The sequence below is a fragment of the Lentisalinibacter sediminis genome (assembly GCF_040706615.1).
GTDB lineage: Bacteria > Pseudomonadota > Gammaproteobacteria > Steroidobacterales > Woeseiaceae > Lentisalinibacter > Lentisalinibacter sediminis.
On record NZ_JAPDRF010000003.1, the window covers coordinates 96,107 to 122,381 of the forward strand.

Below are 26,275 nucleotides of genomic sequence, written 5' to 3' on the forward strand. Positions count from 1 at the left end.
CCTGCAAGCGCGGCTCGGCTTCAGCCGCCCTCGCGATCAGAGGAGGACGCATCGCGCGCCGCACGGAACTCGTTGCCCTCAGCCCAGTTCGGCCAGTCCCTCGTCCCGGCCAGGGCGCGGCCCACCTCGAATAGCAGTCCGACGTCCTCGATCACGCCGCGCAGGTCCCAGTCCTCGCTGTATTCGTCGCTGACCTTGTGATAACGCTCGCTGACCCAGGCCGCGTTGTAGGCCAACCCGTACTCCCTGCCCTTCTCGCGGTGGTCGACCCCGCCGCGCAGGTAGAGCGCCGGCACGCCGCGCTTGGCGAAATTGAAGTGATCGGAGCGGTAGAAGAAGCCCTTCTCCGGCGTGGGTTCCGGCTCCAGGTGCCGGCCCTGGGCCTCTGCGGCACGCGCCGCATACTGGTCCAGCTCGGAGTTGCCAAAGCCGATCACCGTGACGTCGTGACTGGGGCCCACCAGCGACATCGCGTCCAGATTGATGTTGGCCACGGTGCGCTCCAGCGGGAACAACGGGTGGCTGGCGTACCAGTCGGAGCCGAGCAGGCCCGATTCCTCTGCGGTCACGGCCAGGAACACGATGCTGCGCTCCGGGCCCGGCTCCATGGCGGCGAAGGCCTCTGCGATCTCCAGCAGGCCGGCCACGCCGCTCGCATTGTCCACGGCACCGTTGTAGATGCGGTCCTGCAGCACAGAGCGCGCCAGGCCGAGGTGGTCCCAGTGCGCCGTATAGACGATGTATTCGTCCGGATGCTCGCTGCCCGGCAGCATGCCGACGACGTTGGCCGACTCCATGCTGGACAGGCTGTTAGTGACCGCAACACTCGCCTGCAGACCCAGCGGCCGCGCCTCGAATTCCCGACTCGCCGCGCTGCTCACTGCCTCGTCGAAGTCGACGCCGGCCGAGGCGAACACCGAACGGGCCGCTGCGCCGGTGAGCCAGCCCTCGATGGCCACACGCGGCGGCGCGGCATCGCCCAGATCGAGGTCGAACTGCTCGCCGCTCCAGCTGCCGCTGACCACCAGCCAGGGATAACCGGCCGCCTCCGTCTCGTGGACGATCAGCGCGCCGGCTGCGCCCTGACGGGCCGCCTCCTCGTACTTGTAGGTCCAGCGGCCGTAATAGGTCATGGCGCGGCCGTTGAACAGCTCCGGATCGCCGCTGGCGAAGCCTGGGTCATTGACCAGGATCACCACGGTCCTGCCCTCGACGTCGAGGCCCTCGTAGTCGTTCCAGTCGTACTCGGGCGCGACGATGCCGTAGCCCACGAAGACCATGTCGCTGTCGGTCAGAGACTCGGCTTCCTGATAGCGCTTGGTCCACACCATCATGTCCTGCTGGTAGCGGAACGACAGCGATTCCCCACCGCCCTCGATCGCAAGCGGCGTCACCTCCTCGGCGGTGATGGAGACCAGCGGCACGCCCTGCAGGTAGCTGTCGCCGTTGGCCGGTTCCAGCCCGGCAGCGCGGAACTCCGCGGTGAGGTAGTCGACCGTGTTGCGCTCGCCCTCGCCACCCGGCGCCCGGCCCTGGAACTCGTCCGAGGCGAGCACCTTCACGTGTTCGGCGAAATCGACGGCGTCGATGGCAACTGTCGCCCTGGCGGTCTCCGCGCCGGCGGCCGGCTGATCGGCCTGACGGGCCTGTTCCTCGCCACCGCCGCCACAGGCCGCGGTGAGAGTGAAGACCGCGGCCAGGGCCGTCCAGCGCGACGCGCGGCTTACCAAGCGCACTACGATATCCATGCCTTCTCCTGTTCCGGTCACGGCCGCCCGTCCGGGCGGCCCGTCGATGAGAGCGGCCCGGTATACCAGAAACCGCGCCCGGGTACACCCCATGCGGAATTGACCGCATCCGGACCCCCGCGTACGCTCGCTGCTTGCCGCCGAGGAGGACCATCATGGGGCTGCGCATCACCATCGATCTCGAAGATTCGGATCTCGATCACTTCCGCCTGATCATGAAGGAGGCGCACAAGGCCGCCGGGCGGGCCTCCGAGGACGACATCATCGCGTCAGCCGAGACCCTGCTCGGCCAGGTCCGCCAGGGCAAGGTGCCGACCTACATCCAGGAACGTCTCGAGAAGCTGCGGGTGCTGACCGACATGCTCCACGACTCGGAGTGGCAACTGCCCGACGAGGAGAAGGGACGCGTGATCAACGCGCTGGCCTACTTCGCCGAGCCGGAGGACCTGATCCCCGATCACATCCCGGGCCTGGGCTTCCTCGACGACGCCATCATGGTGGAACTGGTCGTGCGCGAGCTGCGCCACGAGATCGAGGCCTATCAGGATTTCTGCGAATTCCGGGTGCGCGAGGAAATGCGACGGGGCCGCAAGAACGAGGATCCGGTGACGCGAGAGGAATGGCTGCGCAGCCGGCGCCGCGAGCTCCACTCGCGCATGCGCCGGCGCCGGCGCAGCGAGCGCAAGCGCGGCGGATCCCGGCGCTCGCCGCTGTCGCTGTTCTGAGTGTGCGCCCGGCGGAGGCGGAAGCCCTCCCGCGGGAACTCCGGGGCGCCGTCGCGGCGCTCGAGCGAACGGTCACCGGCCAGCTGCGCGATGAACTGGCGGCGGCCGGCGCCGGCCGCGGCGGACTCGCCGAAGAACTCCGACGGCGCCGGGACGACTACCGCACCTGGCACCGCATGGACGAAGTGCCGGATCGGGTGGCCGAAGTGGCCGGCCGCCTGATCCGCGGGGAACCCTCACCCGGCGTGCTTCGGCAACTGCAGCTGGCCGTGCTCGCCGCGATGGCCCGGGCCCATGAGCGCGCGCTGGCGGAATCCGCGGGAGACGGCTAGGGCCAGTAGAACCAGCCCGTGAACAGTACGTCGGCCCACATCAGCGCCTGCGCCGGCCACCGCCACCACAGGCGTTTCAGCTGCGCATAGAAACTTGCCCCGGCCACGACTGTCATAGCCATGAACAGCCCGAAGCTGCCGACCAACGGACGGAACTCGGAGGCAAGCCGCGGATACTCGTCCCCGAGGATGAGGAAGATCAGCATGACCACGGCTAGGCCGAGGCTGATCGAGGCCGCGGATCCGAGGACGATGCCGGTGATTATGGTGAGTGGCTGCATAGGGCTTGTCGAGCGTTGCGAAGGCGTGTCGTTTGCCCTTGATTGGCGGGTCGGGGCATTCTAGCCTTGCTTCGGCGGGGCGCAAGTGCCGCCGCTGCGTCGGAATCGAGGACGGATCTGGAATGATGAAGAGAATCAGAACTGGTTTATTTGCGACGGCATTCGTGCTGGCCGGTGCCTGGGCCGGCGGCCTCGTGCCCGTCGCCGCCGATGCCGTCCCGCCGGAGAGCAATCCGACGCTGGCCCCGACGGAACGGCACGAGCAGATCGCGACGCTGGTCACCGATTTCATCGAGCGCTCCCACTACCGCCGCACCGCGGTCGACGACGAGGTGTCCGGCCGTGTCCTCGACGCCTACATCGAGGCTCTGGACGGCAACCGCTCCTACTTCCTCCAGTCCGATATCGATGCGTTCGAACAGTACCGTACCGAGCTCGACGATGCCGTCTCCCGGGACGAGTCCCTGGACCCGGCCTTCGAGATCTTCCGGGTCTACCGCGAGCGTGCCGAGCGGCAGATCACTCATGCGCTGGCGCTGCTCGACGAGGAACCCGACTTCTCGGTGGAAGAGACCTTCCGCTTCGACCGCGAGGACGCGCCCTGGGCCGCCAGCCAGGCGGAACTGGACGAACTCTGGCGCAAGCGCGTCAAGAACGATGCGCTCAGTCTCGTGCTGACCGAGAAGCCGTGGGAAGAGGTACGCGACATCCTGGAGAAGCGCTACAAGCGTTTCCAGACGCGCTTCGAGCAGATCAACAGCGACGACGTGTTCGAGACGTTCATGAACTCCTACGCCCGCACCATGGACCCGCACTCGAGCTACCTGTCGCCGCGCAACTCCGAGGAATACCAGATCCAGATGAGCCTGTCCTATTTCGGCATAGGCGCGTCTTTGCAGATGGAGGACGAGTACGTCACGGTGATGAACATCATCCCCGGCGGGCCCGCCGCCATCGACGGACAGCTCGAGCCCACCGACCGCATCACGGCAGTCGGCCAGGGCGACGAAGGCGAACTGGTGGACGTCATCGGCTGGCGCCTGGACGACGTGGTGCAGATGATCCGCGGACCGGCCGGGACCACCGTGCGCCTGCAGATACTGCCGGGCAATGCCCTGCCCGGTGCCGAGGAGGAGATGCTCTCGCTGGTGCGCGACCAGGTGAAGCTGGAAGAGCAGGCGGCGAAGAGCGACATCGTCACCATTCCGCGCGACGGCCGCGACTGGCGGGTTGGCGTCATCACCGTGCCGAGTTTCTACCGGGACTACGAGGCCCAGCGCGACGGCGACAAGGACTTCACCAGCACCACCCGCGACGTCGAGCGTCTCATCGGCGAGCTGGAACAGGAGGGCGTCGACGGCCTCATCGTCGACCTGCGCAACAACGGCGGCGGCCACCTGACCGAGGCGACGGCACTGTCCGGCCTGTTCATCGACCGCGGTCCCGTCGTGCAGCTGCGCGACTCCACCGGGCGCATCAGCGTGATCGACGACCAGTGGAAGAACGGCGTCGCCTACGACGGCCCGCTGGCGGTGCTGGTCAACCGTTTCAGCGCCTCGGCGTCGGAGATCTTCGCCGCGGCCATCCAGGACTACGAGCGCGGCGTGGTCATCGGCCAGCGCACCTTCGGCAAGGGTTCGGTGCAGAACCTCTACGCGCTGGACCGCTTCCAGCGTGACCGGAGCGGCGACGGCCTCGGCCAGCTCACCCTCACGATCGGCAAGTACTATCGCGTAACCGGCGACAGCACCCAGCATCGGGGCGTCGACCCCGACATCGCCCTGCCCTCCGTGATCGACTCGGAGGAGGTCGGCGAGAGCACCCGGCCCACAGCGCTGCCCTGGGACCGGATCCGCGCCACCCGTTATGAAGCGCGCGAGCCCCTGGATTCCACCATCGACCTGCTGTCGACCAACTTCCGCGAGCGGCTGAAGAGCGACCCGGATTATGACTACCTGCTGAAGGACATCGAGGCCGCCCAGAGCATGCGCGAGCGCAAGACGGTGTCCCTCGCGCTGGACGAGCGCAAGCAGGAGCGCGAACGGCTGCAGGCCGACCGCCTGGCGCGGGAAAACGAACGGCGCAAGGCGCTGGACCTCGCACCGGTGGATTCCGTGGAAGCGCTGGACGAGGAAGAAGGGCCGGACATCCTCCTGAAGGAGGCCGCCTCCATCGTCGCCGACATGGCCCAGTTCCTGGCGCTGCCGCGCCCGCCTGCGGCCGAGCGGGCCGCCAAGAACGACCTCTGAGCCGTCTCCGGCCGTCCTGATCGGGGCCTGCCCTCTTGTCAGCCGGACACAAGGTGTTATACTTAACTACAACACTAGTCGACCATGGAAGTAGCACAGAATGTCCGTACGCCTGCTCCGCCCTCTGCTCGCGCTGGCCGTCGGCCTGACTCTGGCCTTCGCCGCCGCTCGGGCGCCGGCCACAAGCAATGCCCCCGCGACGCTTTTCCCCGCTCCCCCGACACACGCCGCGGACGCAGCCGCGCCGGTGACGGTCTCACCGCCGGTGCTGCGGATCCGACCGCTGATAGAACTGCGCTGGGCCGAGATTTTCGGCAACCGCATCGAGGAAGCCGCACGGGCGATGGATCGAGCCGCCGCTTTCCCGCCGGTTCGCCTGCCGACCGGCCCCATGTACCGGCGCGACATCTGAGACATTGCGAGGACGATTGAAGTCGATGAACACCCGGGACGCGAAAGCACGGAACCTGCTCCCCGCCGCGCTGCTCGGCGCCCTGCTCCTGGCCGGCTGCGGCGGCTCCGCAGATTCGGGCGACGGCCCCTCTGCCGGAGGCGCGGCAGAAGAGCAGAAGACGGAAAGCGCGGCGATACCGGTGGAAGTAGCCACTGTCGCCCGTGACGACATCTACGCGGTCTACTCGGGCACTGCCGCCCTCGAGGCCTTCGCCGAGGCGGAGGTGGTCGCCAAGGTGGGCGGCGAGATCCGCGAGGTCCTCGCCGAGGAAGGCGAGACCGTACAGCGCGGACAGGTGCTGGCGCGCCTCGACGGCGACCGCCTGCGCCTCGAACTGGAGCAGGCCCGGGCCAATCTGGCCAAGGCGGAGCAGGAATACCGGCGGAACACCGAACTGCACGAGAAAGGCCTGCTCGCCGCAGGGGCCTTCGAGAACCTGAAGTTCGAGCTGGACGCGTTGCGTGCGGCCTGGCGACTCGCGCAACTCGAGTACAGCTATACCGAGATTCGTGCACCCATCGACGGCGTGGTCGCGGAACGGCTCGTCAAGGTCGGCAATACGATCTCCGCGAACACGCCCATGTTCCGCGTAACCGATCTGGAGCCCATCGTTTCCTACCTGCACGTACCGGAGAAGGAATTCGGCAAGATCGAACAGGGACAGCCCGTGTTCATCACGATCGACGCGCTGCCCGGAGAGCGTTTCCGCGGGGAGGTCGAGCGCATCAGCCCTGTGGTTGACGCCGGCACCGGCACGTTCAAGGTGACGGTGGAAGTGGACGAGGAAGACACCGCGCTCAAGCCGGGAATGTTCGGCCGGCTCGACATCGTCTACGACTCGCGGCCGGCCCGGCTGCTGGTGCCGCGCCCGGCCGTCGTCGAGACGGAATCGGGACCGGCGGTTTACGTCGTCCGTGACGGCGTGGTGGAGCGCCGGCCGGTGCAGACCGGCATCGCCTGGCAGAACCGTATGGAGATCGTCTCCGGCGTCGAGGAGAGCGAACAGGTTGTGGTGGTCGGCCAGTCGGGGCTGCGTGACGGCGCGCGGGTGAAGGTGGTGGCGGACGAAGAGACCGCGATGCAGCTGAACGCGGAACTCGAGTCCCGCCGAAACCGCCTGTGAGCCGGCGCCGGCGACGGCCCGGGGAGAGCACGCCATGTGGCTGGTGAACCGGGCCACTGAACGGCCGGTAACCGTGCTGATGTTCTTCGTCGCCGTCGCCCTGTTCGGGACGGTGTCTCTCAGCCGCCTGGACGTGAACCTGCTGCCGGATCTCTCCTACCCCACCCTCACCGTGCGCACCGAGCTGGAGGGCGCCGCACCCCAGGAGGTGGAGAACCTGCTCAGCAAGCCCATCGAGGAAGCGGTGGGCATCGTCAAGAACGTGCGCAAGGTGCGCTCCCTGTCCCGCTCGGGCCGGTCCGACGTCACCATCGAGTTCATCTGGGGCACGGACATGAACCTGGGCAGCGTCGACGTGCGGGAGAAGCTGGACGTGCTCGAGCTGCCGCTGGAGGCCGACCGGCCGCTGCTGCTGCGCTTCGATCCGTCCAGCGACCCGATCATGCGGTTCGCCCTGCGCCGGGCCGGCGACGAGGCCGCCAGCGCCGTCCTCTCGGCCGACGAACTGAAACGCCTGCGGCGGCTCGCCGAGGACGAGCTGAAGCCCGCTCTGGAGAACGTGGCGGGGGTGGCCGCAGTGAAGGTGAGCGGCGGCCTGGAGGAGGAGATCGAAATCCTCGTCGACCAGGAGCGCCTGGCCCAGCTGGACCTGTCCATCGAGGAAGTGGCGGAACGCATCCGGGCCGAGAACACGAATCTTTCGGGCGGCAGCCTGGAACAGGGCAATCAGCGCTTCCTCGTCCGCACCATCAACGAATACCAGTCCATGGAGGAGTTCGCGAGCACGGTGATCGCCACCCGCGAGCGCCGGCCCGTCTACCTCGGCGATATCGCGCAGGTGACGCGGGGCTTCAAGGAACGGGAGGCCATCACCCGCGTCGACGGCGCCGAGGCGGTGGAGCTGGCCGTCTACAAGGAAGGCGACGGCAACACGGTGCAGATCGCCGGCCGCACGGCGGAACGCATGGACTCGCTGTCGGAGGATCTGCCCGACGGCCTGGAAGTGGTGACCATCCAGGACCAGTCCGGTTTCATCCGCGCCGCCATCGATCAGGTCGTCAACGCCGCGCTGCTCGGCGGGCTGCTCGCGGTGCTGGTGCTCTACGGTTTCCTGCGCGACGCCCGGGCCACGGTGATCATCGGTCTCGCCATACCGGTCTCCGTGATCGGCACCTTCGCGCTGATGTATCTCTCCGGCCTCAGCCTCAACATCATGTCGCTGGGCGGCATCGCGCTCGCCGTGGGCCTGCTCGTGGACAACTCGATCGTCGTGCTCGAGAACATCGTGCGCAAGCGCGAGGGCGGTCTAGGCGTGCTCGCGGCGGCCCGGGACGGTGCCGGCGAGGTGGCCACGGCCGTGACTGCCGCCACCCTCACGACGGTGGCCGTGTTCTTCCCCATGGTCTTCGTCACCGGAATCGCCGGCCAGCTGTTCCGCGACCAGTCGCTGACGGTGACCTACGCCCTGCTCTTCTCCCTGCTGCTGGCGGTGGTGCTCATCCCCATGCTCGCCGCCTCCGGCGGCCGCCAGGGCTACGCGGAGGCGATGGACCCCCGTCCGCCGGGCCGGATCGGCCGCGCGCTCGGCCGGGTGGGACGCATCGCCGGCCGTCTCTGGCATCTGCTCGCCGCGGGCATGCGGCTGTTATTGACGCCGCTCGTGCTGTTCTTCAGCGGCTTCAACCGGGTCGCCGCCGGCCTCTACGAGCGGATGCTGCCGTGGGCCCTCACCCACCGGGCCGTCGTCCTCGTGACCGCTGCCCTCATCTTCCTGGGCTCGGTCGCCCTGGTGCCGAGGCTCGGCACGGAACTCATCCCCCAGCTCTCCCAGGGCGAGTTCTCCGTCAACCTCCGCCGCGCGCCGGGCACGCCGCTCACGGCCACCGACCAGGCGCTGCTGACGGCCTGGCGGGCCGCCGCGGACGTGCCGGGTGTGGAGCGCACCTATTCGGTGGCGGGCAGCGGCAACCGCCTGGACGCGAGCCCGGTGGACGCCGGCGAGCACACCGGCAGCCTCACCGTGCGCATGTCGGCCGGCGCCGGCCGCGACGGCGAGTCCCGCGCCATGGCCCGGATACGCGAGGACATAGCCGCGCTGCCGGGCGTGCAGTACGACTTCAGCCGGCCGGAGCTGCTGTCGCTGGCCACGCCGCTGGAGGTGGTGATCTCCGGCTTCGATCTCGCGCGCCTGCGCACCGCCGCCGACCGCCTCGCCGGCGCGCTGCGCGCCGATGGGCGTTACACGGACGTGCGGTCCAGCATCGAGGCAGGCAATCCGGAGATCCAGATCGCCTTCGACCAGGAGCTGGCGGCCAAGCTCGGCCTGTCGGTCCGCGACGTGGCCGACCAGGTGGTGAACAGCGTTCGCGGCAATCTCGCCACGCGTTACAGCTGGCAGGACAAGAAGATCGACGTCATGGTGCGCAGCGTCGACCGCTCCGCGGCGTCGCTGGAGGACGTCGGCGCGCTCATCGTCAACCCGGCCAGCGAGCGTCCGGTGACCCTGGACGACGTCGCCACCATTGTCCTGGCCGAGGGACCCGCGGAGATCCGCCGCCTGGATCAGCAGCGCGCCGCCGTGATCTCCGCCAACATCGCGTACGGTGACCTGGGCGCAGCCGCAGAGGCCGCCGAACGTATCCTCGGCTCGCTGTCGCTCCCCGCCGGCCTGACTACCGACATCGTCGGCCAGAGCGAGGAGATGGAGGATTCGCTGGCGTCCATGCGCTTCACCCTGCTACTGGCCGTGTTCCTGGTCTACCTGGTGATGGCCTCCCAGTTCGAGTCGCTCCGCCATCCGTTCGTGATCCTGTTCACGATCCCGCTGGCCCTGGTCGGCGCGGTGCTGGCGCTGTATCTCACGGGCACCACCATCAACGTGGTGGCCTTCATCGGCGTCATCATGCTGGCCGGCATCGTGGTGAACAACGCCATCGTGCTGATCGACCTGATCAACCAGCTGCGCCGCGCCGGCGTCGCGAAGACCGAAGCCATCCTGGAGGCCGGCCGCAGCCGCCTGCGGCCCATCCTGATGACGACGCTGACCACGGCGCTCGGCCTCCTGCCCATGGCGCTCGGCTTCGGCGAAGGCGCGGAGATCCGCGCGCCGATGGCCATCACGGTGATCGGGGGACTCACCACGTCCACCCTGCTCACCCTGCTGGTGATCCCCGTGGTCTATTCCCTGGTGGAGCGCGACGAACGGCCGCAACCCGCCGACGCGCCCGCCCCGGCTCCGCAGCGGGCCTGACGCGGAGGGGCCGGGCATGCGCCACACCGAATTCTCGCTGCGCCGGCCGGTCACCGTCACGATGATCTTCGCGGCGCTGGTCGGCATCGGCCTGATTTCGTCCCGGCTGCTCCCGCTCGAACAATTCCCGGATATCGAGTTGCCGGGCTTTTTCATCAACATCCCTTACGAGGGATCCACGCCCGAGGAAGTGGAGCGGCTGATCACCCGGCCCGCCGAGGCCGCGCTGTCCACGCTCTCGGGCGTCAAGCGCATGAACTCCACCTCCCGGGCGGACGGCGCGCAGATCTGGATGGAGTACGGCTTCAACTCCAACGCCGCCACGGAGGCGGTGGAGGCGCGGGTGAAGCTCGATGCCATCCGCGACGAACTGCCGCCCGACCTCAAGCGCATCATGGTCTACAGCGGCTCATTGAACGACCAGCCCATCATGACCCTGCGCCTGTCCTCCGACCGAGACCTGTCCCAGGAGTACCTGATGCTCGACCGCGTGCTGAAGCGGCGTATCGAGCGCATCGAAGGGGTATCCAAGGTCGAGCTGCAGGGCGTCGAGCCGCCCGAGGTCCGCATCCTGCTCGACTCGGGCCGGGTGGCCGCCCACGGCATCAATCTGTACGAACTCTACGAGCTGCTGCAGCGGAGCAACTTCTCGGTCAGCGCGGGACGGCTGGAGAGCGGCGAGCAGCGCTGGACCCTGCGCTCGGACGGCGAACTGCGGAGCCTGGCCGAAATCGGCGACCTGATCGTCGACGGCGGTAATCTGCGCCTCGCCGACATCGCCGACATCCGGCTGGTGCCCGAGGAGCGGGACTACGGCCGCCACCTGGACGGCCGGGAGGCGGTGGGGCTCGGCGTCACCCGGGCCAGCGGTGCGAACATGGTGCAGGTGGCCGACCGGGTCAACGACGAACTCGAGAAGATCGCCGAGCTGCCTTCGATGCGCGGGATCCGCATCTTCAACATCGACAACAAGGCCGACAGCGTGCGCTCGTCCCTGGCGGACCTGCTGCAGGCCGGCCTGATCGGCTCGCTGCTCGCGGTGCTGGTGCTCTATCTGTTCCTGCGCCAGGTGACAACGACACTGATCGTGATGCTGGCGGTGCCGGTCTCGCTGGTGATCACGCTGGGCGTGATGTACTTCAGCGGCCTCACGCTGAACATCCTCACGCTGATGGGACTGATGCTCGCGGTGGGCATGCTGGTGGACAACTCGGTCGTGATCACGGAGAGCATATTCCGTTACCGGCAGGAGTACCCGGACGACCCGCGGCGGGCCGCGCTCGAGGGCGTGGACGAGGTTGGGCTCGCCGTCATCGCCAGCACCGCAACCTCGGTCTGCGTGTTCCTGCCCATCGTTTTCGGCGAGCAGATCGACATCACCGTGTTCCTGTGGCACGTCGGCGTCACCATCTCGGTGGCCATCGTACTCTCGCTGCTCGTCTCCCAGACCCTCATCCCGCTGCTCGCCAGCCGGGTGCCGGCACCGCCGCCGCCGAAAGCAGGCAGCGCCATCGCCATCCTCACCGATCGCTACACCCGCACCCTGGCCTGGACGCTGCGTCACCCCCGCTGGTCGGCGCTGGCCGCAGTGCTCGTGCTCGCCTCGCCGGCCGCCCCCGTCGGCCTCGGCATGCTGCAGACGGACATGTTTCCCCAGGAGCCGTCGCGGCGGCTGGAACTCATCTATCACATCGACGACATCTATCCGGTGGAGCGGGTGGAGATGGCGGTCGACCGCATGGAGACGTTCCTGTTCGAGAACGCCGAGCGTCTCGACATCGAATCCGTCTACAGCTATTACGACACCGGTCGCGCGCAGTCGAGCATACTGCTGACCGAGGGCGATGCGATCACGGTCGATGCCCAGACGGTGATGGACACCATCCTGGAAGAGATGCCCGAGCTGGTCATCGGCAGGCCCGACTTCCAGTGGCAGCAGCAGGGCGGCGGCCCGGGCTTCGGCATCACGCTCACCGGCGAGTCGACCGAGCGCCTCGCGGAACTCGCCGGCGAGGCCTGGCGCGTACTCTCCACCGTCGACGCGCTGGAGGGACTCACCTCGGACCTGGTCGCGGGTCCCAAGGAAGTGCAGGTAGTCGTCGACCGGGAGCGTGCCGCCCGAATCGGACTCACCAGCCAGGCGGTGGGCCAGGCGGTCTCGGTGGCCATGCGGGGGCAGCCGCTGCGCGAGTTCCGGACGCCGGACGGCGAGATCGGCGTGCGGCTCGCCTTCCGCGAGGACGACCGGCAGACGATGGAGCAGCTCGCCAATCTGACCATCATGGCGCCGACGGGCGAGCGGGTGCTGCTGGGGACGGTCGCCGACCTGCACGAACGCACGGGGCCGCGCCAGATCCGCCGTACTGACCGCAAGACCTCGGTGAAGATTTCGGGCTCCATCGACACCGACAGTTCGCTCTCGGAGATCCGGCCGGTGGTACAGCAGCTGATGGACCAGCTCGACTACCCGCCCGGCTACGGCTGGAGCTTCGGTGAGGGAGTGGACCGCAGCGACGAGACCCGGCAACTGCTCATGCAGAACATCCTGCTCGGCGTCGCGCTCATCTTCATCGTGATGGCGGCGCTATTCGAGTCCGTGCTCTACCCGGTCTCGATCATGGTCTCGCTGATCTACTCCATCACCGGCGTGGTCTGGTTCCTGGCCCTCACCGGCACCACCATGAGCTTCATGGCGATGATCGGCATCATGATCCTGATCGGCATCGTCGTGAACAACGGCATCGTGCTGGTAGACCACATCAACAATCTGCGCCGGCAGGGTATGCCCAGGGAGCAGGCCGTGCTGGAAGGCGCCCGGGACCGGCTGCGCCCCATCCTGATGACGGTGGCCACCACCATCCTCGGCCTGCTGCCGCTGGCCATCTCCACCACCAAGGTCGGCGGCGACGGTCCGTCCTACTTCCCGATGGCACGGGCGATCATCGGCGGGCTGGCCTTTTCCACCGTCACCTCGCTGCTGCTGGTGCCGCTGGTTTACGTGAGCCTGGACCGGGCCAGGAACTGGGTGGGGCGCGTACGCCGGTACGCTCGGGCCCGCGCCTCAGCCGCCGCGTGAGGCCGCGGGGCGGATCAGGACAACAGCACGTCCGTGACGTGCCAGAATTCCTCCGCCAGCACATTGATGTCGGGCTCGTTGAGGTCCGCCGACTCGCCGGGGGCCTCCAGTGACTCCGGCACCGGCACCGTGTCCGCCCGCCGCCCGTAACGGGCGCGCTGGCTGAGGACCTGGGTGCGCCGACGGACCTCGGCGGCGAATTCCCCGCCGGCCTCGGCTTCCTCGAGCGTCTTCAGGCGTGAGCTCAGCCGCGTCAGCAGCATGTCGCAGTCGCGCTCGCTGCCGTAGTCGATGCTGCCGGGCGTGCGCTCCATGGCGGAGCGTGCCATTTCGGTGAAGCCGAAAGCAGAGAAATGCGCGTGCAGATACTCGGCCAGGGCGATCACCATGCAGTTGACCAGCCGCCGCCCCTGCACCGACAGCCCCGGATAGTCGGGCGGCGTCGCCTTCTGCAGTCTGCCGTATTCCCGGGTGAATTCGTCCGCCGCCGCGGCGATCTCCTCCAGCTCCGCCTCGATCGGCCCCCGCTCGGCGCGGATCGACCGCCGCCGGAAGAAATTCCAGAATCCCGCCAGCGCCGCCGTCCGTTCGTCGTTGTCCGCAAGCGCCGCCTCCAGTTCCCGCCGCCGCGCCCGCGCCCGGTCGAGGCGTTGCGCCGCCTCGCGGCGCAGGGCGGTCTGCTCCGTGGCCCAGGTCGCCAGCAGACGCTTTCGCTCCCGCTCCGTCACCTGGGCGGCCATCTGACCGGCGAATTTCTCCAGGCGGGCATGGCAGCGCTTCCAGATGCCGCGGATCTGGTAGAAGACCACCGCCCGGTTCGCCGCGGTGCGGTCCGCCAGCAGCTCCTCCAGGCCGTCGAGTTTCTGCTGCAGCCTCGCATTGCGGCCCTCCTGCACCTTGAGCTGATCCAGCAGCTCGAAGCGCTCCTTGCGCAGCCGCGAGTATTCCTTCTTCAGCTCCGCACGGTTCCAGTACAGATGCAGGAGCTTGTCGTCATCCTGCTCGACCTGCACGTCCGGAGAACCGAAGAGTTGTGCCAGTGCTGCCATTGTCGGGCCCTTGACATAATCGGGACCCGCGCCGCCGTTCGGGGCGCGGGGACCGTTCCGATAGGGGGCATGCTGGCACCATCCCTGCGCCCGTACCATGACCGGATCGACACTTTCGGCGTGGGGGGGGCTGGCCACCCCGGGGGCGGCGCGGCGGCGGTCAGTCGGCGGGGCGGTCCGCGGGGAACGCGTGGCCCCGGTCGAGGCAGTACTCCAGCCACTTGTTCAGCATGACGTTGCGCGCCCAGCGGCTGTCGAGTTCGCGGCGGAATTCGCTGGCGAGGCGCCGGAACAACTCGTGATGGTGCTGATCGGCAAGATGCATGGCCTCCGCCAGGCAGCCATCGAAGTACACGCGCACGGTGAGGTCGGGATCGGCGACGCTGCCGCCCGCCTCCTCGAAGCGGTAGGTCATGGCGAGCGTCGAGGTATACGGCGTGCGCTCCAGCACGCTCAGATGCAGGTCGCAGTCGCCGCCAACCCGGGAGACGTGCCCGCCTTTCATCGCGCGCAGAGCCGGCGCCATGCGTAGCAGTCGCAGGTAGTTGCTCTCGTAGAGCGTCATCAGGCCGGCGAAGCTGCGCGGCCGCACGACGGTCTGCGGCAGGATGAGGCTGTCGGCGATCATGGGCGGAATATAGCACACGGCCAGCGGGCTCTTGCCGACCCTGAAAAGACCGTAAAAATCAAGGTTTACGTGTGGCGAAAGCCGTGATCTAGGGACGCGTGCGGCGCTCCAGCCCGGTGCTGTCGAGGATGCGACTGGAGATCTCCTCGATGGAGAATTCGGTGGTGTCGATGTAGGGGATGTTGTACCGGCGGAAGAGCTTCTCCGCCTCCCGCAGCTCGAAGCGCACCTGCTGGGCGCTGGAATAGCGGCCCCGCGAGCGCCGCTCGCGGCGGATCTGCTGCAGCCGCGCGGGCGATATAGTCAGCCCGAACAGCTTGCCCCGGTGCTTCAGCAGCGTTTCGGGCAGCTCGCCGCTCTCGAACTCCTCCTCGGTGAGGGGGAAGTTGGCCGCGAATACGCCGTACTGGAGGGCGAGATACAGGCAGGTGGGCGTCTTGCCGGAGCGGGATACGCCGACCAGGATCACGTCGGCCTGCTCGTAATTGCGCACCGTCGCACCGTCGTCGTTGGCGAGCGCGAAATTGGTCGCCTCGATGCGCTTCATGTAGACATTCGGATCGGATACGCCGTGGGCCTTGCCCGCCGAGTGGGACGATTCCTGCTCCAGTTCCTCCTCGAGCTCGCCGAGGAAGGCGTCGAAAATATCGAGATACAGCCCCTCCGAACCCTGTATGATTCTGCGCAGATCATCGTGTACGAGGGTGCTGAATACGATCGGCCGGATGCCGTCACGGCGGGCGGAATCGTTGATTTTTTTCAGCGCAGCCAGTGCCTTGTCATCATTATCGATAAATGGCAAAGTCACTTGCCGGAAATCCTGGCTGTCGAATTGCGTGAGCAGGCTGTGACCCAGCGTCTCGGCCGTGACACCGGTCTGGTCGGACAGAAAAAAGACGGTTCTTTGGCCCATGGGTCGATCCGAGGCGCAAGCGTCGTTGGATTGTGCACGTTCGGGTCGATAACACAAGGGAGTCGACTTTGGAGCCTTATGTAGTTTCGCTCGATGCATTGGGCATGGGCGACGTGGACCGGGTGGGCGGCAAGAACGCGTCACTCGGCGAGATGATAGCCAACCTGTCCGCCGCCGGCGTCACCGTCCCCGGCGGCTTCGCCACCACCGCACAGGCCTACAGAGACTTCCTCCGCCACGAGGGCCTCGCCGACCGGATCAACCAGCGCCTCGGCGCACTGGACGTGGACGACATCAAGGATCTCACCGCCGCCGGGAGCGAGATCCGGCAGTGGATCATGGATACCCCCCTGCCCCCCCGGCTGCGCGAGGACATTACTACAGCCTGGGAGGAGATGACCGGGGGCGATGACATCGCGGTGGCGGTGCGCTCCTCGGCCACCGCCGAGGATCTGCCGGATGCCTCTTTCGCGGGACAGCAGGAGACCTTCCTGAACGTGAAGGGCCTCGAGCGGCTCATCGAGGCCATCCACAAGGTCTTCGCCTCGCTGTTCAACGACCGCGCTATCGCCTACCGGGTGCACCACGGCTTCGACCATTCGCTGGTAGCCCTGTCGGCGGGCATCCAGCACATGGTGCGCAGCGATGTCGGCACCTCCGGCGTGATGTTCACGCTGGACACCGAGTCCGGCTTTCGTGGCGCTGTCTTCATCACCGCTTCGTACGGCCTCGGCGAGACGGTGGTTCAGGGCGCCGTCAATCCGGACGAGTTCTACGTCTACAAGAAGGCGCTCAAAGACGGCCATGACCCGATCCTGCGCCGCAACCTCGGCAGCAAGACCATCAAGATGGTCTACAGCGACAACCCCACCCCGGGTCATACCGTGGAGACGGTGGACGTCGACGAGGCGGAGTCCCAGCACTTCTGCCTGAGCGACGAGGACGTCATCGAACTGGCGAAGCAAGCGGTGACCATCGAGGAGCATTACGGCCGTCCGATGGACATCGAGTGGGGCAAGGACGGTGAGGACGGCAGGATCTACATCCTGCAGGCACGCCCGGAGACGGTACAGAGCCGCAGCGGGCGCACCCTGCAGCGCTTCTCCCTGAAGACGCGGTCGGACGTGCTCAGCCGCGGGCGCAGCATCGGCCAGAAGATCGGCATCGGCCCCGCCAAGGTCATCCGCAGCATCGAGGAGATGACCCGGGTGCAGAACGGCGACGTGCTGATCGCCGACATGACCGACCCGGACTGGGAGCCGGTCATGAAGCGCGCGGCGGCCATCGTCACCAACCGGGGCGGGCGCACCTGCCATGCCGCCATCATCGCCCGGGAACTGGGCATACCGGCCGTGGTCGGCTGCGGCGACGCCACCGAGCAGATCGCCGACGGCCGCGAGGTCACCGTATCCTGCGCCGAAGGCGACGAGGGCTACGTCTACGACGGCAAGCTGGAGTACGAGAAAAAGAAGATCGAGCTCGACTCCCTACCGGACATCCCGGTGAAGATCATGATGAACGTCGGTAACCCGGACCGGGCGTTCGACTTCGCCGGCATCCCGAATCACGGCGTCGGCCTGGCACGCCTGGAGTTCATCATCAATCGCATGATCGGCGTCCATCCGCGGGCGCTGCTCGAGTTCGACAAGCTGGACGCCGACACCCGCGAGGCGGTGGAGGAACAGATGGCCGGTTACAGCGAGCCGGTGGAGTTCTTCGTCGCGAAGCTGGCGGAGGGCATCGCCACGATCGCCGCCGCCTTCGATCCGCACCCGGTCATCGTGCGCCTGTCCGATTTCAAGACCAACGAGTACGCCAACCTCATCGGCGGCGAGGCCTACGAGCCACACGAGGAGAACCCGATGCTCGGGTTCCGCGGCGCCGCCCGCTACGTGGACCCTGACTACCAGCCCTGCTTCGAGCTGGAATGCCGGGCGCTGAAACGGGTGCGCAACGAGATGGGCCTGACCAACGTCCAGATCATGGTGCCGTTCGTGCGCACCGTCGATCAGGGCCGCGAGGTGGTGGAACTGCTGGCGAAGAACGGCCTCGCCCGCGGCGAGAACGGCCTGAAGGTCATCATGATGTCGGAGCTGCCCACCAACGCGCTGCTGGCCGACCGCTACCTGGAGCATTTCGACGGCATGTCCATCGGCTCCAACGACATGACCCAGCTTACGCTCGGCCTGGACCGGGACTCCGCCCTCGTCGCCGATGTCTTCGACGAGCGGGACGACGCAGTGAAGGCCCTGCTGGCCATGACCATCGAGGCCTGCCGCCGACAGGACAAGTACGTGGGCATCTGCGGACAGGGTCCGTCGGACCATCCGGATCTCGCCCACTGGCTGCTCGATCAGGGCATCGAGAGCATGTCCCTCAACCCTGACACGGTGATCGAGACCTGGCTCTTCCTGGCCGGCGAGAAGGTCTGACGCCGGCCGCACTCCTCAGAAGCTGTCGCTCCAGCGCGAGCGTTTGCGCCAGCGGATCCTGGGCACGATGATCCCGACGAGCACGCCGGCCAGCAACACGGCGGCACCGGCGATGAACCAGTCCCGGTTGCGCCGGCTGGCGAGTTCCCCGTTCTCCTGCTGCAGGGCGGCGATCTGCACCTCCGCCGTGGAGAGCTGCTCACGGAGCGCGTTGTTCTCCGCATTGATGCCGAGCACGTTGGAGGCCGTCCGCCGGATCTCCGCGAGCTCCGCCTCGAGCTGCTTGTTCTCCGCCTCGAGCGTCCGGATGCGGGCCTCGGCCTCCTGCTTGGCCCGGGTGAGGTCGTCCAGCTGCGCGCCCAGGTCGCCGCTCTGATTGCGGATCGTCTCCAGTCGCTGACGCATGGCGGCGAGCTGATCCCGCGCCGCCGGTTCCGGCATCAGGTAGCGGCTGATCACCCAGCCTTCGGTCCCGCCGAGCGTGCGCACGCGCGTGTAGCCGCTGTCCGGGTCCTGCTCCAGCATCTCGAGCTGGGTGCCGCTCTCCAGCATACGGATGATCTGGTTAGCCGTACTCGGCCCCGTCCTGAGCGTGATCTCGAACTCGTCGGAGACGTAGCGGGTCTGCGCCGCAACGCTCTGCGCCAGCAGCACAAGCAGTAGCGCCGCCAAGAAAGGCATCTTGTTAAGGAGTGTATTCAAGTTCCTGAAACCCAAGTCGAATTGCCCCCGATCGGGAGCGTCAGAGGTGACTATAAAGCAAGCCCGGACGCGGTGCCAGCCGTCACGCAGCCGTTCAGCCGGCCGCGGATCGGCGCCAGACCAGCAGCAGATTATTGGCCGGCATCGCATACTCGGCCTGCCGCTCCAGCCCGTGCCGGGCGGCCTCGGACTCCATGTCGTCGAGGTCGCGGATGCCCATGGCCGGGCTCCGGCTGCGCAACTCGCGGTCGAAGCGCCGGTTGCTATCGCTGGTGTGGCTCCCGCCTCGTGCGAAGGGGCCGTAGATCAGCAGCAGGCCGTCCGGCGCCAGGACGCGCGCGACGCCCGCAAGCATGGCGCAGACCGCCGCCCAGCTCATGATATGGGCCGTATTGGCGGCGTAGACGGCATCGAAGGGGCCGTCCGGCCAGTCGTCACTCAATACGTCCAGGGCCACGGGCGGCGGCAGCCGCGGTGCTTCCGGCGTCTGCAGACCGGCGGCCAGCGACGGCAGGTTGGACGCCATGTCGCTGGCCTGCCATCGGACCTCGGCCAGTTCCGAGGCGAAGTAGCGCGCGTGCTGGCCCGTGCCGGCGCCGATCTCCAGCACCCGCCAGCCGGGTTCGAGGTGGCGACGCAATACCGAGAGGATCGGCCGGCGGTTACGCTCGGCCGCCGGCGAGAATGGGGGTTCCAGAGTCATGCGCCGTCAGCCGGTCTGCATCGCCGCCACGGAGAACAGGTGCTCCCGGTAATGACGCAGCTCGGCGATGGAGTCACGGATATCGTCGAGCGCGCGGTGGCTGGATTCCTTCCGGAAGCCGGCGGCGACCGGTGGCGCCCACAGGCTGGCAAGGATCTTCAGCGTGCTCACGTCCAGGTTGCGGTAATGGAAGAAAGCCTCCAGCCCGGGCATGCAGCGGGCAAGGAAACGCCGGTCCTGGCAGATGCTGTTGCCGCACATCGGCGAGGTACCCGCCTCGACATGCTGACGCAGGAAGGCGAGCGTCGCCTGCTCGGCCTGGGCTTCGGTCACCCGGCTCTCCGCGACGCGCTGCGTGAGCCCGGAGCCGCCGTGCTGGGTGCGGTTCCATTCGTCCATGCGCGCCATCACCTCGTCGGGCTGGTGGATGGCCAGCACCGGACCCTCCGCGATCTCGTTCAGGTCCGCATCCGTGACTATGGTGGCGATCTCGATGATCCGGTCGTTCACCGTATCGAGGCCGGTCATCTCCAGATCGATCCAGATCAGATAACCCCGGCCATTCCCTGCCATTCTCTCGTCCGTCATACGCTCTGCCGTGCCGCAAGACTGCCGGCAGTGTAGCAGAGGGCCGCACGCGGCCGGACCGCACGGCCTATACTTCGGCCATGACGAAGAAGCGAGCGAGCGATACGTCCGGAGAACGCGTCCTCACCGTCACCGCAGCCCGCGGCCACCGGCTGGAACTGGAGTCGGCCGACGGCCGGCGGCTGCCCGCGCGCACCAAGGGCAAACGCTTGCGGGTGGTGTGCGGCGACGGGGTGGAGGCGGCACCGATCGCCGGCGAGGAGGACTGGCTGGTCACCGCCGTCGCGCCCCGGGACAACGTGCTGGCCCGCCTAGACAGCCGCGGGCGGCCGGAGACACTGGCGGCGAATCTCGACCAGCTCGTCGTGACCGCCGCCGTGCTGCCGCAACCCGACTTCTTCATCGTGGACCGCTATCTCTGCGCCGCCGAGCTGATGGGCATCCACGCCGCCGTCGTCTTCAACAAGACCGACCTGGCTCATGGCGAGCCCCCGGAACTGGCCGTCTACGAGGCGCTGGACTACCCCGTGCTGAGGGTCTCCGCCGAGTCCGGCGGCAGCATCGGCGCACTCACCGACTTGCTGGCCGGCCACGTCAGCATGCTGGTCGGCCAGTCCGGCGTCGGCAAGTCCTCCCTCATCAACGCCGTCGTCCCCGGTGCCGGACAGCGCATCGCCGCGGTCTCGGAGGCGCGGCGGGAAGGCCGTCATACGACGGTGGCCGCGGAGATGATCGCCCTGCCCCGCGGGGGACGGCTGATCGACTCCCCCGGCGTGCGGGACTTCGCTCCGCACATCGGGGCAGACGTTGACGTGGGCGCCGGTTTCCGGGAGATCCGGACCGCTTCCGCCGGGTGCCGGTTCAACGATTGCCTGCACCGGGCCGAGCCCGGCTGTGCCGTGCTCGCGGCGGTGGAATCCGGCTCGATCAGCGAGCGGCGCTACACGAGCTATCGGCGGCTGCTGAACCTCACCCGCCAGCTGCGCCGGGACGACTACTGAGCGGCGCTCAGCCCGGCGGCCAGCCGAGCTTCCGCCCCGCCAACAGGTGCAGGTGGATGTGGAAGACGCTTTGGCCGGCGCCCTCGTTGCAGTTCATGACCACCCGGTAGCCGTCGTCGGCATGACCCTCCCCGGCCGCCACGGACTTCGCGGCACCGAAGAGTTCGCCCACCAGCGCATGATGGGCCGGATCGATGTCGTTGATGGTCGGGATGTGCTCCCGGGGAATGAACAGCACGTGGGTCGGCGCCTGGGGATTGATGTCCCGGAAGCCGATGACGGTGTCGGACTCGTACACCGGCTCGGCAGCGATCTCGCCGGCCGCGATCTTGCAGAACAGGCAGTCCGGATCTCTCTTGTCGTTGCTCATCTCGACCTCCTCGTTCTATCGCAGGGTTCCGGCGGCCTCCCGACTCAGGCGCCGATGGCGCGCCGGCCTGCGAAGGCGTGGGAAAGGGTACCTCCGTCCACGTATTCCAGCTCGCCGCCGATGGGCACGCCGTGGGCGATGCGGCTGGCGCCGATGCCGCGGCGCGCCGCGAGCTCGGCCAGATAATGCGCCGTGGCATCGCCCTCCACCGTGGGATTGGTGGCGATGATGACCTCCTCCACGTCGCCCTCCTCGAGCAGGGACTCGAGACGGCCCAGACCCAGTTCCTCCGGGCCGATGCCGTCGAGCGGGGAGAGGTGTCCCAGCAGGACGAAATACCGCCCGCGGTAACCGGTGTGGTCTTCTATGGCCATGACGTCGGCGGGCATCTCGACGATGCAGAGCTGGCTCGTGTCGCGGGAGCCATCACGGCACACCGGACACACCGGTTCCTCCGAGAACATCCGGCAGCGCTCGCACTTGCCGATGCCGGCCACCGCCTCCGCCAGAGCCGTGGACAGCCGGCCGGCCCCGTCCGGGTCGCGCTCCAGCAGATGGAAAGCCATGCGCTGGGCCGACTTCTGCCCCACACCGGGCAGACAGCGGAGCGTCTCTATGAGCTGTACCAGCAGCGGCGAATACACCATGGGCGGATCAACCGAAAGGCAGTTTCATCCCCGGCGGCAGGCCCATGCCCGAGGTGAGGCCGGACATTTTCTCCCGGGTCGTTTCCTCCACCCGCCGGATGGCGTCGTTCATGGCTGCTGCGACGAGGTCCTCCAGCATCTCCCGGTCGTCGCCGATCAGCTCGTCGTCGATCGTCACCCGGCGCACCTCGTGCCGACAATTCATGGTGACTTTCACCATGCCGGCACCGGACTCGCCGGTGACCTCGATGCTCGCCAGCTCCTCCTGAGCCTGCTGCATCTTCTCCTGCATCTGCTGGGCCTGCTTCATCAGCTGGCCGAGTCCACCCTTCATTCGTCGTGCCTCCGCTTCTGTCCGTCGTGTGTCCGTCGTGTGTCCGTCAGTCCTGATCTTTCAGCCGCACCGTATCGGGCTGCAGCTCCGCGCCGAACATGTCCTGGAGTATGCGCACGTTCGGATCCTCCTCCAGCCCCTTCTTCGCAGCTTCCAGGCGCTCGGCCTCCTCGCGCCGCTGCCGCTGCACCGGGGTCTCCTCGGCGCCGCCCACCCGGATGCTCACCTTGAGCGGCTCGCCGAAGTAGTCGGCCATGGCCTTCTCCAGCGTACGTCGCCGGGGTTCGGTGAGCAGCGTCTCGCTGCGTTCGTCCAGCTGCAGCTGCACCCCGTTGCCCTGCCGGCCCACGTAGGCGCAGTTGGCGGCCAGCAGGCGCACGGAACCGGATATCTCGAGCTGGCCGGCCAGGCGGTGCCAGTCCGGTTGCGACCAGAATCCGGCATGGCGGGGACCCTTTTCGGTCTTCTCACCCGCCGGCCTGTCGGCCACCGCCGCGGACGGCTTCGCCGGCTCCCGCCCCGGCGCCGGTCCGGCTGCCGCCGGCTCGCCGGACAGGGTCTTCGCCGGCGAGAGCGAGCGGGCAGCGGGTCGACCGCCGCCTGCCGCCTGCCCGTCCGCACCGGCGGGCCGGAAGGCGAGCATCCGCAATAGTGTCATCTCGAATCCGGCGCGGGGATCCGGCGCCAGCGGCAGGTCCCGTCGGCCCGTGATGGCCACCTGGTAGTAGAGCTGCACGTCGTCCGGCGTGAAGCGTTCGGTATAGGCGGCGACCATCTCCTCGTCGGCCTCCTCGAGGTCCGTCGCGCCCACCAGCTGGTAGACGGCGATGCGTTGCAGGGCCGCCGCGATCTCGTCCAGCAGCCGCGCATAGTCCGGGAATTGCTCGTCGACGGCAGCCACGGTGGCGAGCAGCCCCGCGCCGTCGGCGGTGGCCAGTGAATCCAGCAGGCCCGTCACGTGCTGGCGGTCGACCGTGCCCAGCATCGCCCGGGTCTCGTCCTCGCGCACGGCACCGCCGCCGTAGGCGATGGCCTGGTCGAGCAGGCTCAGGGAGTCGCGCACGCTGCCCTCCGCCGCTCTGGCGATCAGCGCCAGCGCCTCCGGCTCCGCCTCCGCCTGCTCCGCCTCGCAGATCCGCGCCAGATGCTCGCCGATCATCGGCGGCGTCAGCCGCTTCAGGTTGAACTGCAGGCAACGCGACAGCACCGTCACCGGGAGCTTCTGGGGGTCCGTGGTCGCCAGCAGGAACTTCACGTGCGGCGGCGGCTCCTCCAGCGTCTTCAGCAAGGCGTTGAAGGAATGCATGGAGAGCATGTGCACCTCGTCGATGAGATACACCTTGTAGCGCCCCCGTGCCGGCGCGTACTGGACGTTGTCCAGCAGGTCCCGGGTATCGTCCACCTTGGTGCGGGAGGCCGCGTCCACCTCGATCAGATCGACGAAGCGGCCCTCGTCGATCTCGGTGCAGGCGCTGCATTCGCCGCAGGGATCCGGCCCTACGCCCTGCTCGCAGTTCAGCGCCTTGGCGAGGATGCGGGCGATGGTGGTCTTGCCCACTCCCCGGGTGCCGGCGAACAGGTAGGCATGGTGCAGGCGGCCGCTCGCCAGCGCGTTCGTCAGCGCCTGCAGCACGTGCTGCTGACCGACCATGTCCCCGAAGGCACGGGGACGCCATTTGCGCGCCAGGACGAGGTAGCTCATGTCGGGCCTGAAGGCCCTCCTACGGTTAGTGGTCGGGCCTGAAGGCCCTCCTACAGACAGAGAATGAAGAGGCCCGCGCCAGCTCGTCCCCGGCACCCGGTGTCACCGCTGCCGCTGCTCCCTTCCGGGCCTGACGGGGTTCACGGCTGACCGTCGCGGGGCAACCGACGCGGACCAAGCGTCATTATCTCAGTGATCCGGCGAGGATTCATCCCCCGTCGGCGGGCGCGCCCTGGCGGCGGCCGGGTCTCAGCCGGTGGCGGACGCCTTCTCTTTCCACGCCTTGAGCTGGCGCTCCATGGCATCGAAGGCGTCGCGCACGGCCACGTAGACATCCTCGTGGGCGTGCCGGTCGCCCGGCCGGTTGCTCACGGCCAGCTCCGTCCCCGGCACCCGTACCTCGAGGCGCACCTCGTAGACGTTGCCCTGCCGCTGATTGCGCTGCACGGCGTGCACGTACACATGACAACTGGTAATGCGATCGTAGAATTTCTCGAGCTTGGCCGCGCGTTCCCTGACGGCCTGTTCCACCGCTTCCGAGCGGTCCATGTCGTGGAAGTGGATCTCCGGTGGTGTCTGCACTACTGCACTCCTTTCGTCACAGGGCGTCTCTGGTGACAGCGTAACAGAGTCCGTCGCGTGCTATGCCGCCGGTTAATCGGCCCGGCCGACGTCGGCGGCCCAGCTCAGGGCGTCGACCTGCAGCCGCGCCAGCACCACCATATCCAGGCCGTCGCACTGCCCGACCAGGCGCTCCACAACGCCAGGCTCGTCGCGCTCCAGGGCCTCGGTCAACGAGAGCAGAAGCCCGAGGTCGCCACTGCGCCAGAGCAATGCCTCGCGCACGTCCTCCTGCAGCGGCAGCGGCGCCAGGATATCGGCCAGCGGCGCGCCGATCAGGGTATCCAGAAGAGACAGGATGCCCGTCATGAACGCCCGGTCGGCATGGGCAGGATCGGCGGATAGCCGCTCCGACATCAGCTCCATGAGCCGTCCCCGGGCGGCCGCGAGGGTGAGCAGCGGGCTCGGGAAGTCCGCATTGCCGTCCTGCGCGAACAGCATCACCTGGAGCCAGCGCTGCAGCCGGCGCCGGCCAAGGATCACCAGCGCATGGGACAGGCTGTCCACCCTGTGGCGCAAGCCCATGCCCGCGGAGTTCACCAGCCGGATCAGCTTGTAGCCCAGCTCGGGCAGATGCTTGACCGTCTCTTCGATATCGGCGATCTCGTTGTCACCGAGGATCTGCTGCAGGAGGCGGATGAGATTCTGGCGCGAGGGGTCCGCCGCGCGCCCCTCGAGCAGGACCGGCCGGGCAAAGAAAAAGCCCTGAAACAGGTCGAAGCCGAGCCGCTTGCATTGCGCCGCCCGATCGGGCGTGTCCACCTTCTCGGCCAGCAGCTGCATGCCGGGCCGCTGCACGGCCAGGACGATATCGCCCAGCTTCTCGGTCGGGACCTCGTGCACGTCCACCTTGATGACGTCGACCAGCGGCAGGATCTCCTCGTGGGAATCGTCCAGGCGGGTCACGTCGTCCAGCGCGAAGCGGAAACCCTGCCGCCTGAGCTCGGAGCAGCGCTGCACGAGCTCGGGCGTGATCTCCACGCTCTCCAGGATCTCCAGCATGATGCGCCCCGGCGGTAGCGCCTCGGGCAGCTCCGAGTAAAGGCTTTCCGCATCGAAGTTGATATAGCCGCGGCAGGTGCCGAGGACGGCCTCGAGACCGAGCTCGGAGAACGCCTGGGTGACCACGCGGGCCGTGGCCAGCTGGTCGCCGGGGAAAGGCTCGCCGCCCGGGGACCGGAACAGGAGCTCGTAGGCCACGGTGTTGCCGCTGCGGTCCAGGATGGGCTGGCGGCCGAGGACGAAGGGAGTCGCCTGAACGCCTGCGGCGGCGTCTGCTACGGGAATCGCTGACATGGCGTGCAGTCTAGCGGCGCGGCTCACCGCCCTGTCGGACCCGGTTCACAG

At 67.9% G+C, this 26,275-nt stretch carries 23 protein-coding genes and 1 other RNA gene; 9 read left to right on the forward strand and 15 right to left on the reverse strand.

All coding sequences use genetic code 11. The annotated features are described in order from the left end of the window. Window positions 1–20 precede the first annotated feature (20 nt). A complete protein-coding gene (locus ACJMKX_RS05320; RefSeq protein ID WP_405222105.1) occupies window positions 21–1,748 on the reverse strand; it encodes a M28 family metallopeptidase in 1,728 nt (575 codons plus the stop codon). A 155-nt stretch (window positions 1,749–1,903) separates the two neighbouring features. Here ACJMKX_RS05320 and ACJMKX_RS05325 point away from each other — a divergent pair, with 155 nt between their 5' ends. Next, on the forward strand, window positions 1,904–2,473 hold the full coding sequence (locus tag ACJMKX_RS05325; protein ID WP_405222108.1) for a YkvA family protein: 570 nt from the start codon (window positions 1,904–1,906) through the stop codon (window positions 2,471–2,473). A gap of 2 nt (window positions 2,474–2,475) precedes the next feature. Next, on the forward strand, window positions 2,476–2,805 hold the full coding sequence (locus ACJMKX_RS05330; protein ID WP_405222111.1) for a hypothetical protein: 330 nt from the start codon (window positions 2,476–2,478) through the stop codon (window positions 2,803–2,805). Here the strand turns inward: ACJMKX_RS05330 and ACJMKX_RS05335 are convergent. Then, window positions 2,802–3,086: a hypothetical protein gene (locus ACJMKX_RS05335; RefSeq protein ID WP_405222114.1), complete on the reverse strand. Its 285-nt coding sequence runs from the start codon at window positions 3,084–3,086 to the stop codon at window positions 2,802–2,804. The genes ACJMKX_RS05330 and ACJMKX_RS05335 overlap by 4 nt on opposite strands. A gap of 122 nt (window positions 3,087–3,208) precedes the next feature. Here ACJMKX_RS05335 and ACJMKX_RS05340 point away from each other — a divergent pair, with 122 nt between their 5' ends. From ACJMKX_RS05340 to ACJMKX_RS05360, 5 genes are all read left to right on the forward strand, one after another. Further along, window positions 3,209–5,335 (forward strand): carboxy terminal-processing peptidase, encoded by a 2,127-nt coding sequence (locus tag ACJMKX_RS05340; RefSeq protein WP_405222117.1) that lies wholly within the window; start codon window positions 3,209–3,211, stop codon window positions 5,333–5,335. A gap of 100 nt (window positions 5,336–5,435) precedes the next feature. Next, window positions 5,436–5,747: a hypothetical protein gene (locus tag ACJMKX_RS05345; RefSeq protein ID WP_405222120.1), complete on the forward strand. Its 312-nt coding sequence runs from the start codon at window positions 5,436–5,438 to the stop codon at window positions 5,745–5,747. A 25-nt stretch (window positions 5,748–5,772) separates the two neighbouring features. Beyond that, on the forward strand, window positions 5,773–6,912 hold the full coding sequence (locus ACJMKX_RS05350; protein WP_405222123.1) for an efflux RND transporter periplasmic adaptor subunit: 1,140 nt from the start codon (window positions 5,773–5,775) through the stop codon (window positions 6,910–6,912). A gap of 34 nt (window positions 6,913–6,946) precedes the next feature. Beyond that, window positions 6,947–10,162, forward strand: coding sequence for an efflux RND transporter permease subunit (locus tag ACJMKX_RS05355; RefSeq protein WP_405222126.1), 3,216 nt, complete (start codon window positions 6,947–6,949; stop codon window positions 10,160–10,162). A gap of 16 nt (window positions 10,163–10,178) precedes the next feature. Next, entirely contained in the window at window positions 10,179–13,238 is a 3,060-nt protein-coding gene (locus tag ACJMKX_RS05360; RefSeq protein WP_405222129.1) for an efflux RND transporter permease subunit, read from the forward strand. Between the two features lie 14 nt (window positions 13,239–13,252). Here ACJMKX_RS05360 and ACJMKX_RS05365 read toward each other — a convergent pair whose 3' ends face one another. The 3 genes from ACJMKX_RS05365 to ppsR all read right to left on the reverse strand — a co-directional run bounded on the left by ACJMKX_RS05365 (window position 13,253) and on the right by ppsR (window position 15,828). Continuing rightward, window positions 13,253–14,287 carry a hypothetical protein gene (locus tag ACJMKX_RS05365; RefSeq protein WP_405222132.1) on the reverse strand — a complete coding sequence of 345 codons (1,035 nt, stop codon included), beginning with the start codon at window positions 14,285–14,287 and terminating at the stop codon, window positions 13,253–13,255. A gap of 160 nt (window positions 14,288–14,447) precedes the next feature. Next, window positions 14,448–14,933: a DUF1249 domain-containing protein gene (locus ACJMKX_RS05370; protein WP_405222134.1), complete on the reverse strand. Its 486-nt coding sequence runs from the start codon at window positions 14,931–14,933 to the stop codon at window positions 14,448–14,450. A 70-nt stretch (window positions 14,934–15,003) separates the two neighbouring features. Continuing rightward, the gene (gene ppsR / locus ACJMKX_RS05375) at window positions 15,004–15,828 is read right to left on the reverse strand and encodes a posphoenolpyruvate synthetase regulatory kinase/phosphorylase PpsR (RefSeq protein WP_405222137.1); all 825 of its coding nucleotides are present in this window, start codon (window positions 15,826–15,828) and stop codon (window positions 15,004–15,006) included. Window positions 15,829–15,896: 68 nt separating this feature from the next. Between ppsR and ppsA the strand changes: the two genes are divergently transcribed. Beyond that, window positions 15,897–18,260: a phosphoenolpyruvate synthase gene (ppsA, locus tag ACJMKX_RS05380; protein WP_405222140.1), complete on the forward strand. Its 2,364-nt coding sequence runs from the start codon at window positions 15,897–15,899 to the stop codon at window positions 18,258–18,260. Between the two features lie 15 nt (window positions 18,261–18,275). Here ppsA and ACJMKX_RS05385 read toward each other — a convergent pair whose 3' ends face one another. From ACJMKX_RS05385 to orn, 3 genes are all read right to left on the reverse strand, one after another. After that, window positions 18,276–18,932 carry a TIGR04211 family SH3 domain-containing protein gene (locus ACJMKX_RS05385; RefSeq protein WP_405222143.1) on the reverse strand — a complete coding sequence of 219 codons (657 nt, stop codon included), beginning with the start codon at window positions 18,930–18,932 and terminating at the stop codon, window positions 18,276–18,278. 124 nt (window positions 18,933–19,056) lie between these two features. Then, the gene (locus ACJMKX_RS05390; RefSeq protein WP_405222145.1) at window positions 19,057–19,665 is read right to left on the reverse strand and encodes a DUF938 domain-containing protein; all 609 of its coding nucleotides are present in this window, start codon (window positions 19,663–19,665) and stop codon (window positions 19,057–19,059) included. 6 nt (window positions 19,666–19,671) lie between these two features. Then, window positions 19,672–20,253, reverse strand: a complete 582-nt coding sequence (orn, locus tag ACJMKX_RS05395; protein WP_405222148.1) for an oligoribonuclease — start codon at window positions 20,251–20,253, stop codon at window positions 19,672–19,674. 80 nt (window positions 20,254–20,333) lie between these two features. Between orn and rsgA the strand changes: the two genes are divergently transcribed. Next, window positions 20,334–21,254 (forward strand): ribosome small subunit-dependent GTPase A, encoded by a 921-nt coding sequence (gene rsgA / locus ACJMKX_RS05400; protein WP_405222151.1) that lies wholly within the window; start codon window positions 20,334–20,336, stop codon window positions 21,252–21,254. Window positions 21,255–21,261: 7 nt separating this feature from the next. Here the strand turns inward: rsgA and ACJMKX_RS05405 are convergent, their stop codons facing one another. The 7 genes from ACJMKX_RS05405 to ACJMKX_RS05435 form a co-directional block, all read right to left on the reverse strand. Then, the gene (locus ACJMKX_RS05405) at window positions 21,262–21,624 is read right to left on the reverse strand and encodes a histidine triad nucleotide-binding protein (protein ID WP_405222154.1); all 363 of its coding nucleotides are present in this window, start codon (window positions 21,622–21,624) and stop codon (window positions 21,262–21,264) included. 44 nt (window positions 21,625–21,668) lie between these two features. Then, a complete protein-coding gene (gene recR, locus ACJMKX_RS05410) occupies window positions 21,669–22,271 on the reverse strand; it encodes a recombination mediator RecR (protein ID WP_405222157.1) in 603 nt (200 codons plus the stop codon). Window positions 22,272–22,278: 7 nt separating this feature from the next. After that, on the reverse strand, window positions 22,279–22,605 hold the full coding sequence (locus ACJMKX_RS05415; protein ID WP_405222160.1) for a YbaB/EbfC family nucleoid-associated protein: 327 nt from the start codon (window positions 22,603–22,605) through the stop codon (window positions 22,279–22,281). A gap of 46 nt (window positions 22,606–22,651) precedes the next feature. Next, a complete protein-coding gene (gene dnaX / locus ACJMKX_RS05420; protein ID WP_405222163.1) occupies window positions 22,652–24,307 on the reverse strand; it encodes a DNA polymerase III subunit gamma/tau in 1,656 nt (551 codons plus the stop codon). Between the two features lie 73 nt (window positions 24,308–24,380). Then, window positions 24,381–24,477, reverse strand: an RNA gene (gene ffs, locus ACJMKX_RS05425) — signal recognition particle sRNA small type. Window positions 24,478–24,556: 79 nt separating this feature from the next. After that, window positions 24,557–24,889, reverse strand: a complete 333-nt coding sequence (hpf, locus tag ACJMKX_RS05430) for a ribosome hibernation-promoting factor, HPF/YfiA family (RefSeq protein WP_405222166.1) — start codon at window positions 24,887–24,889, stop codon at window positions 24,557–24,559. Window positions 24,890–24,961: 72 nt separating this feature from the next. Then, window positions 24,962–26,224 (reverse strand): EAL and HDOD domain-containing protein, encoded by a 1,263-nt coding sequence (locus tag ACJMKX_RS05435; RefSeq protein WP_405222169.1) that lies wholly within the window; start codon window positions 26,222–26,224, stop codon window positions 24,962–24,964. Window positions 26,225–26,275 lie beyond the last annotated feature (51 nt).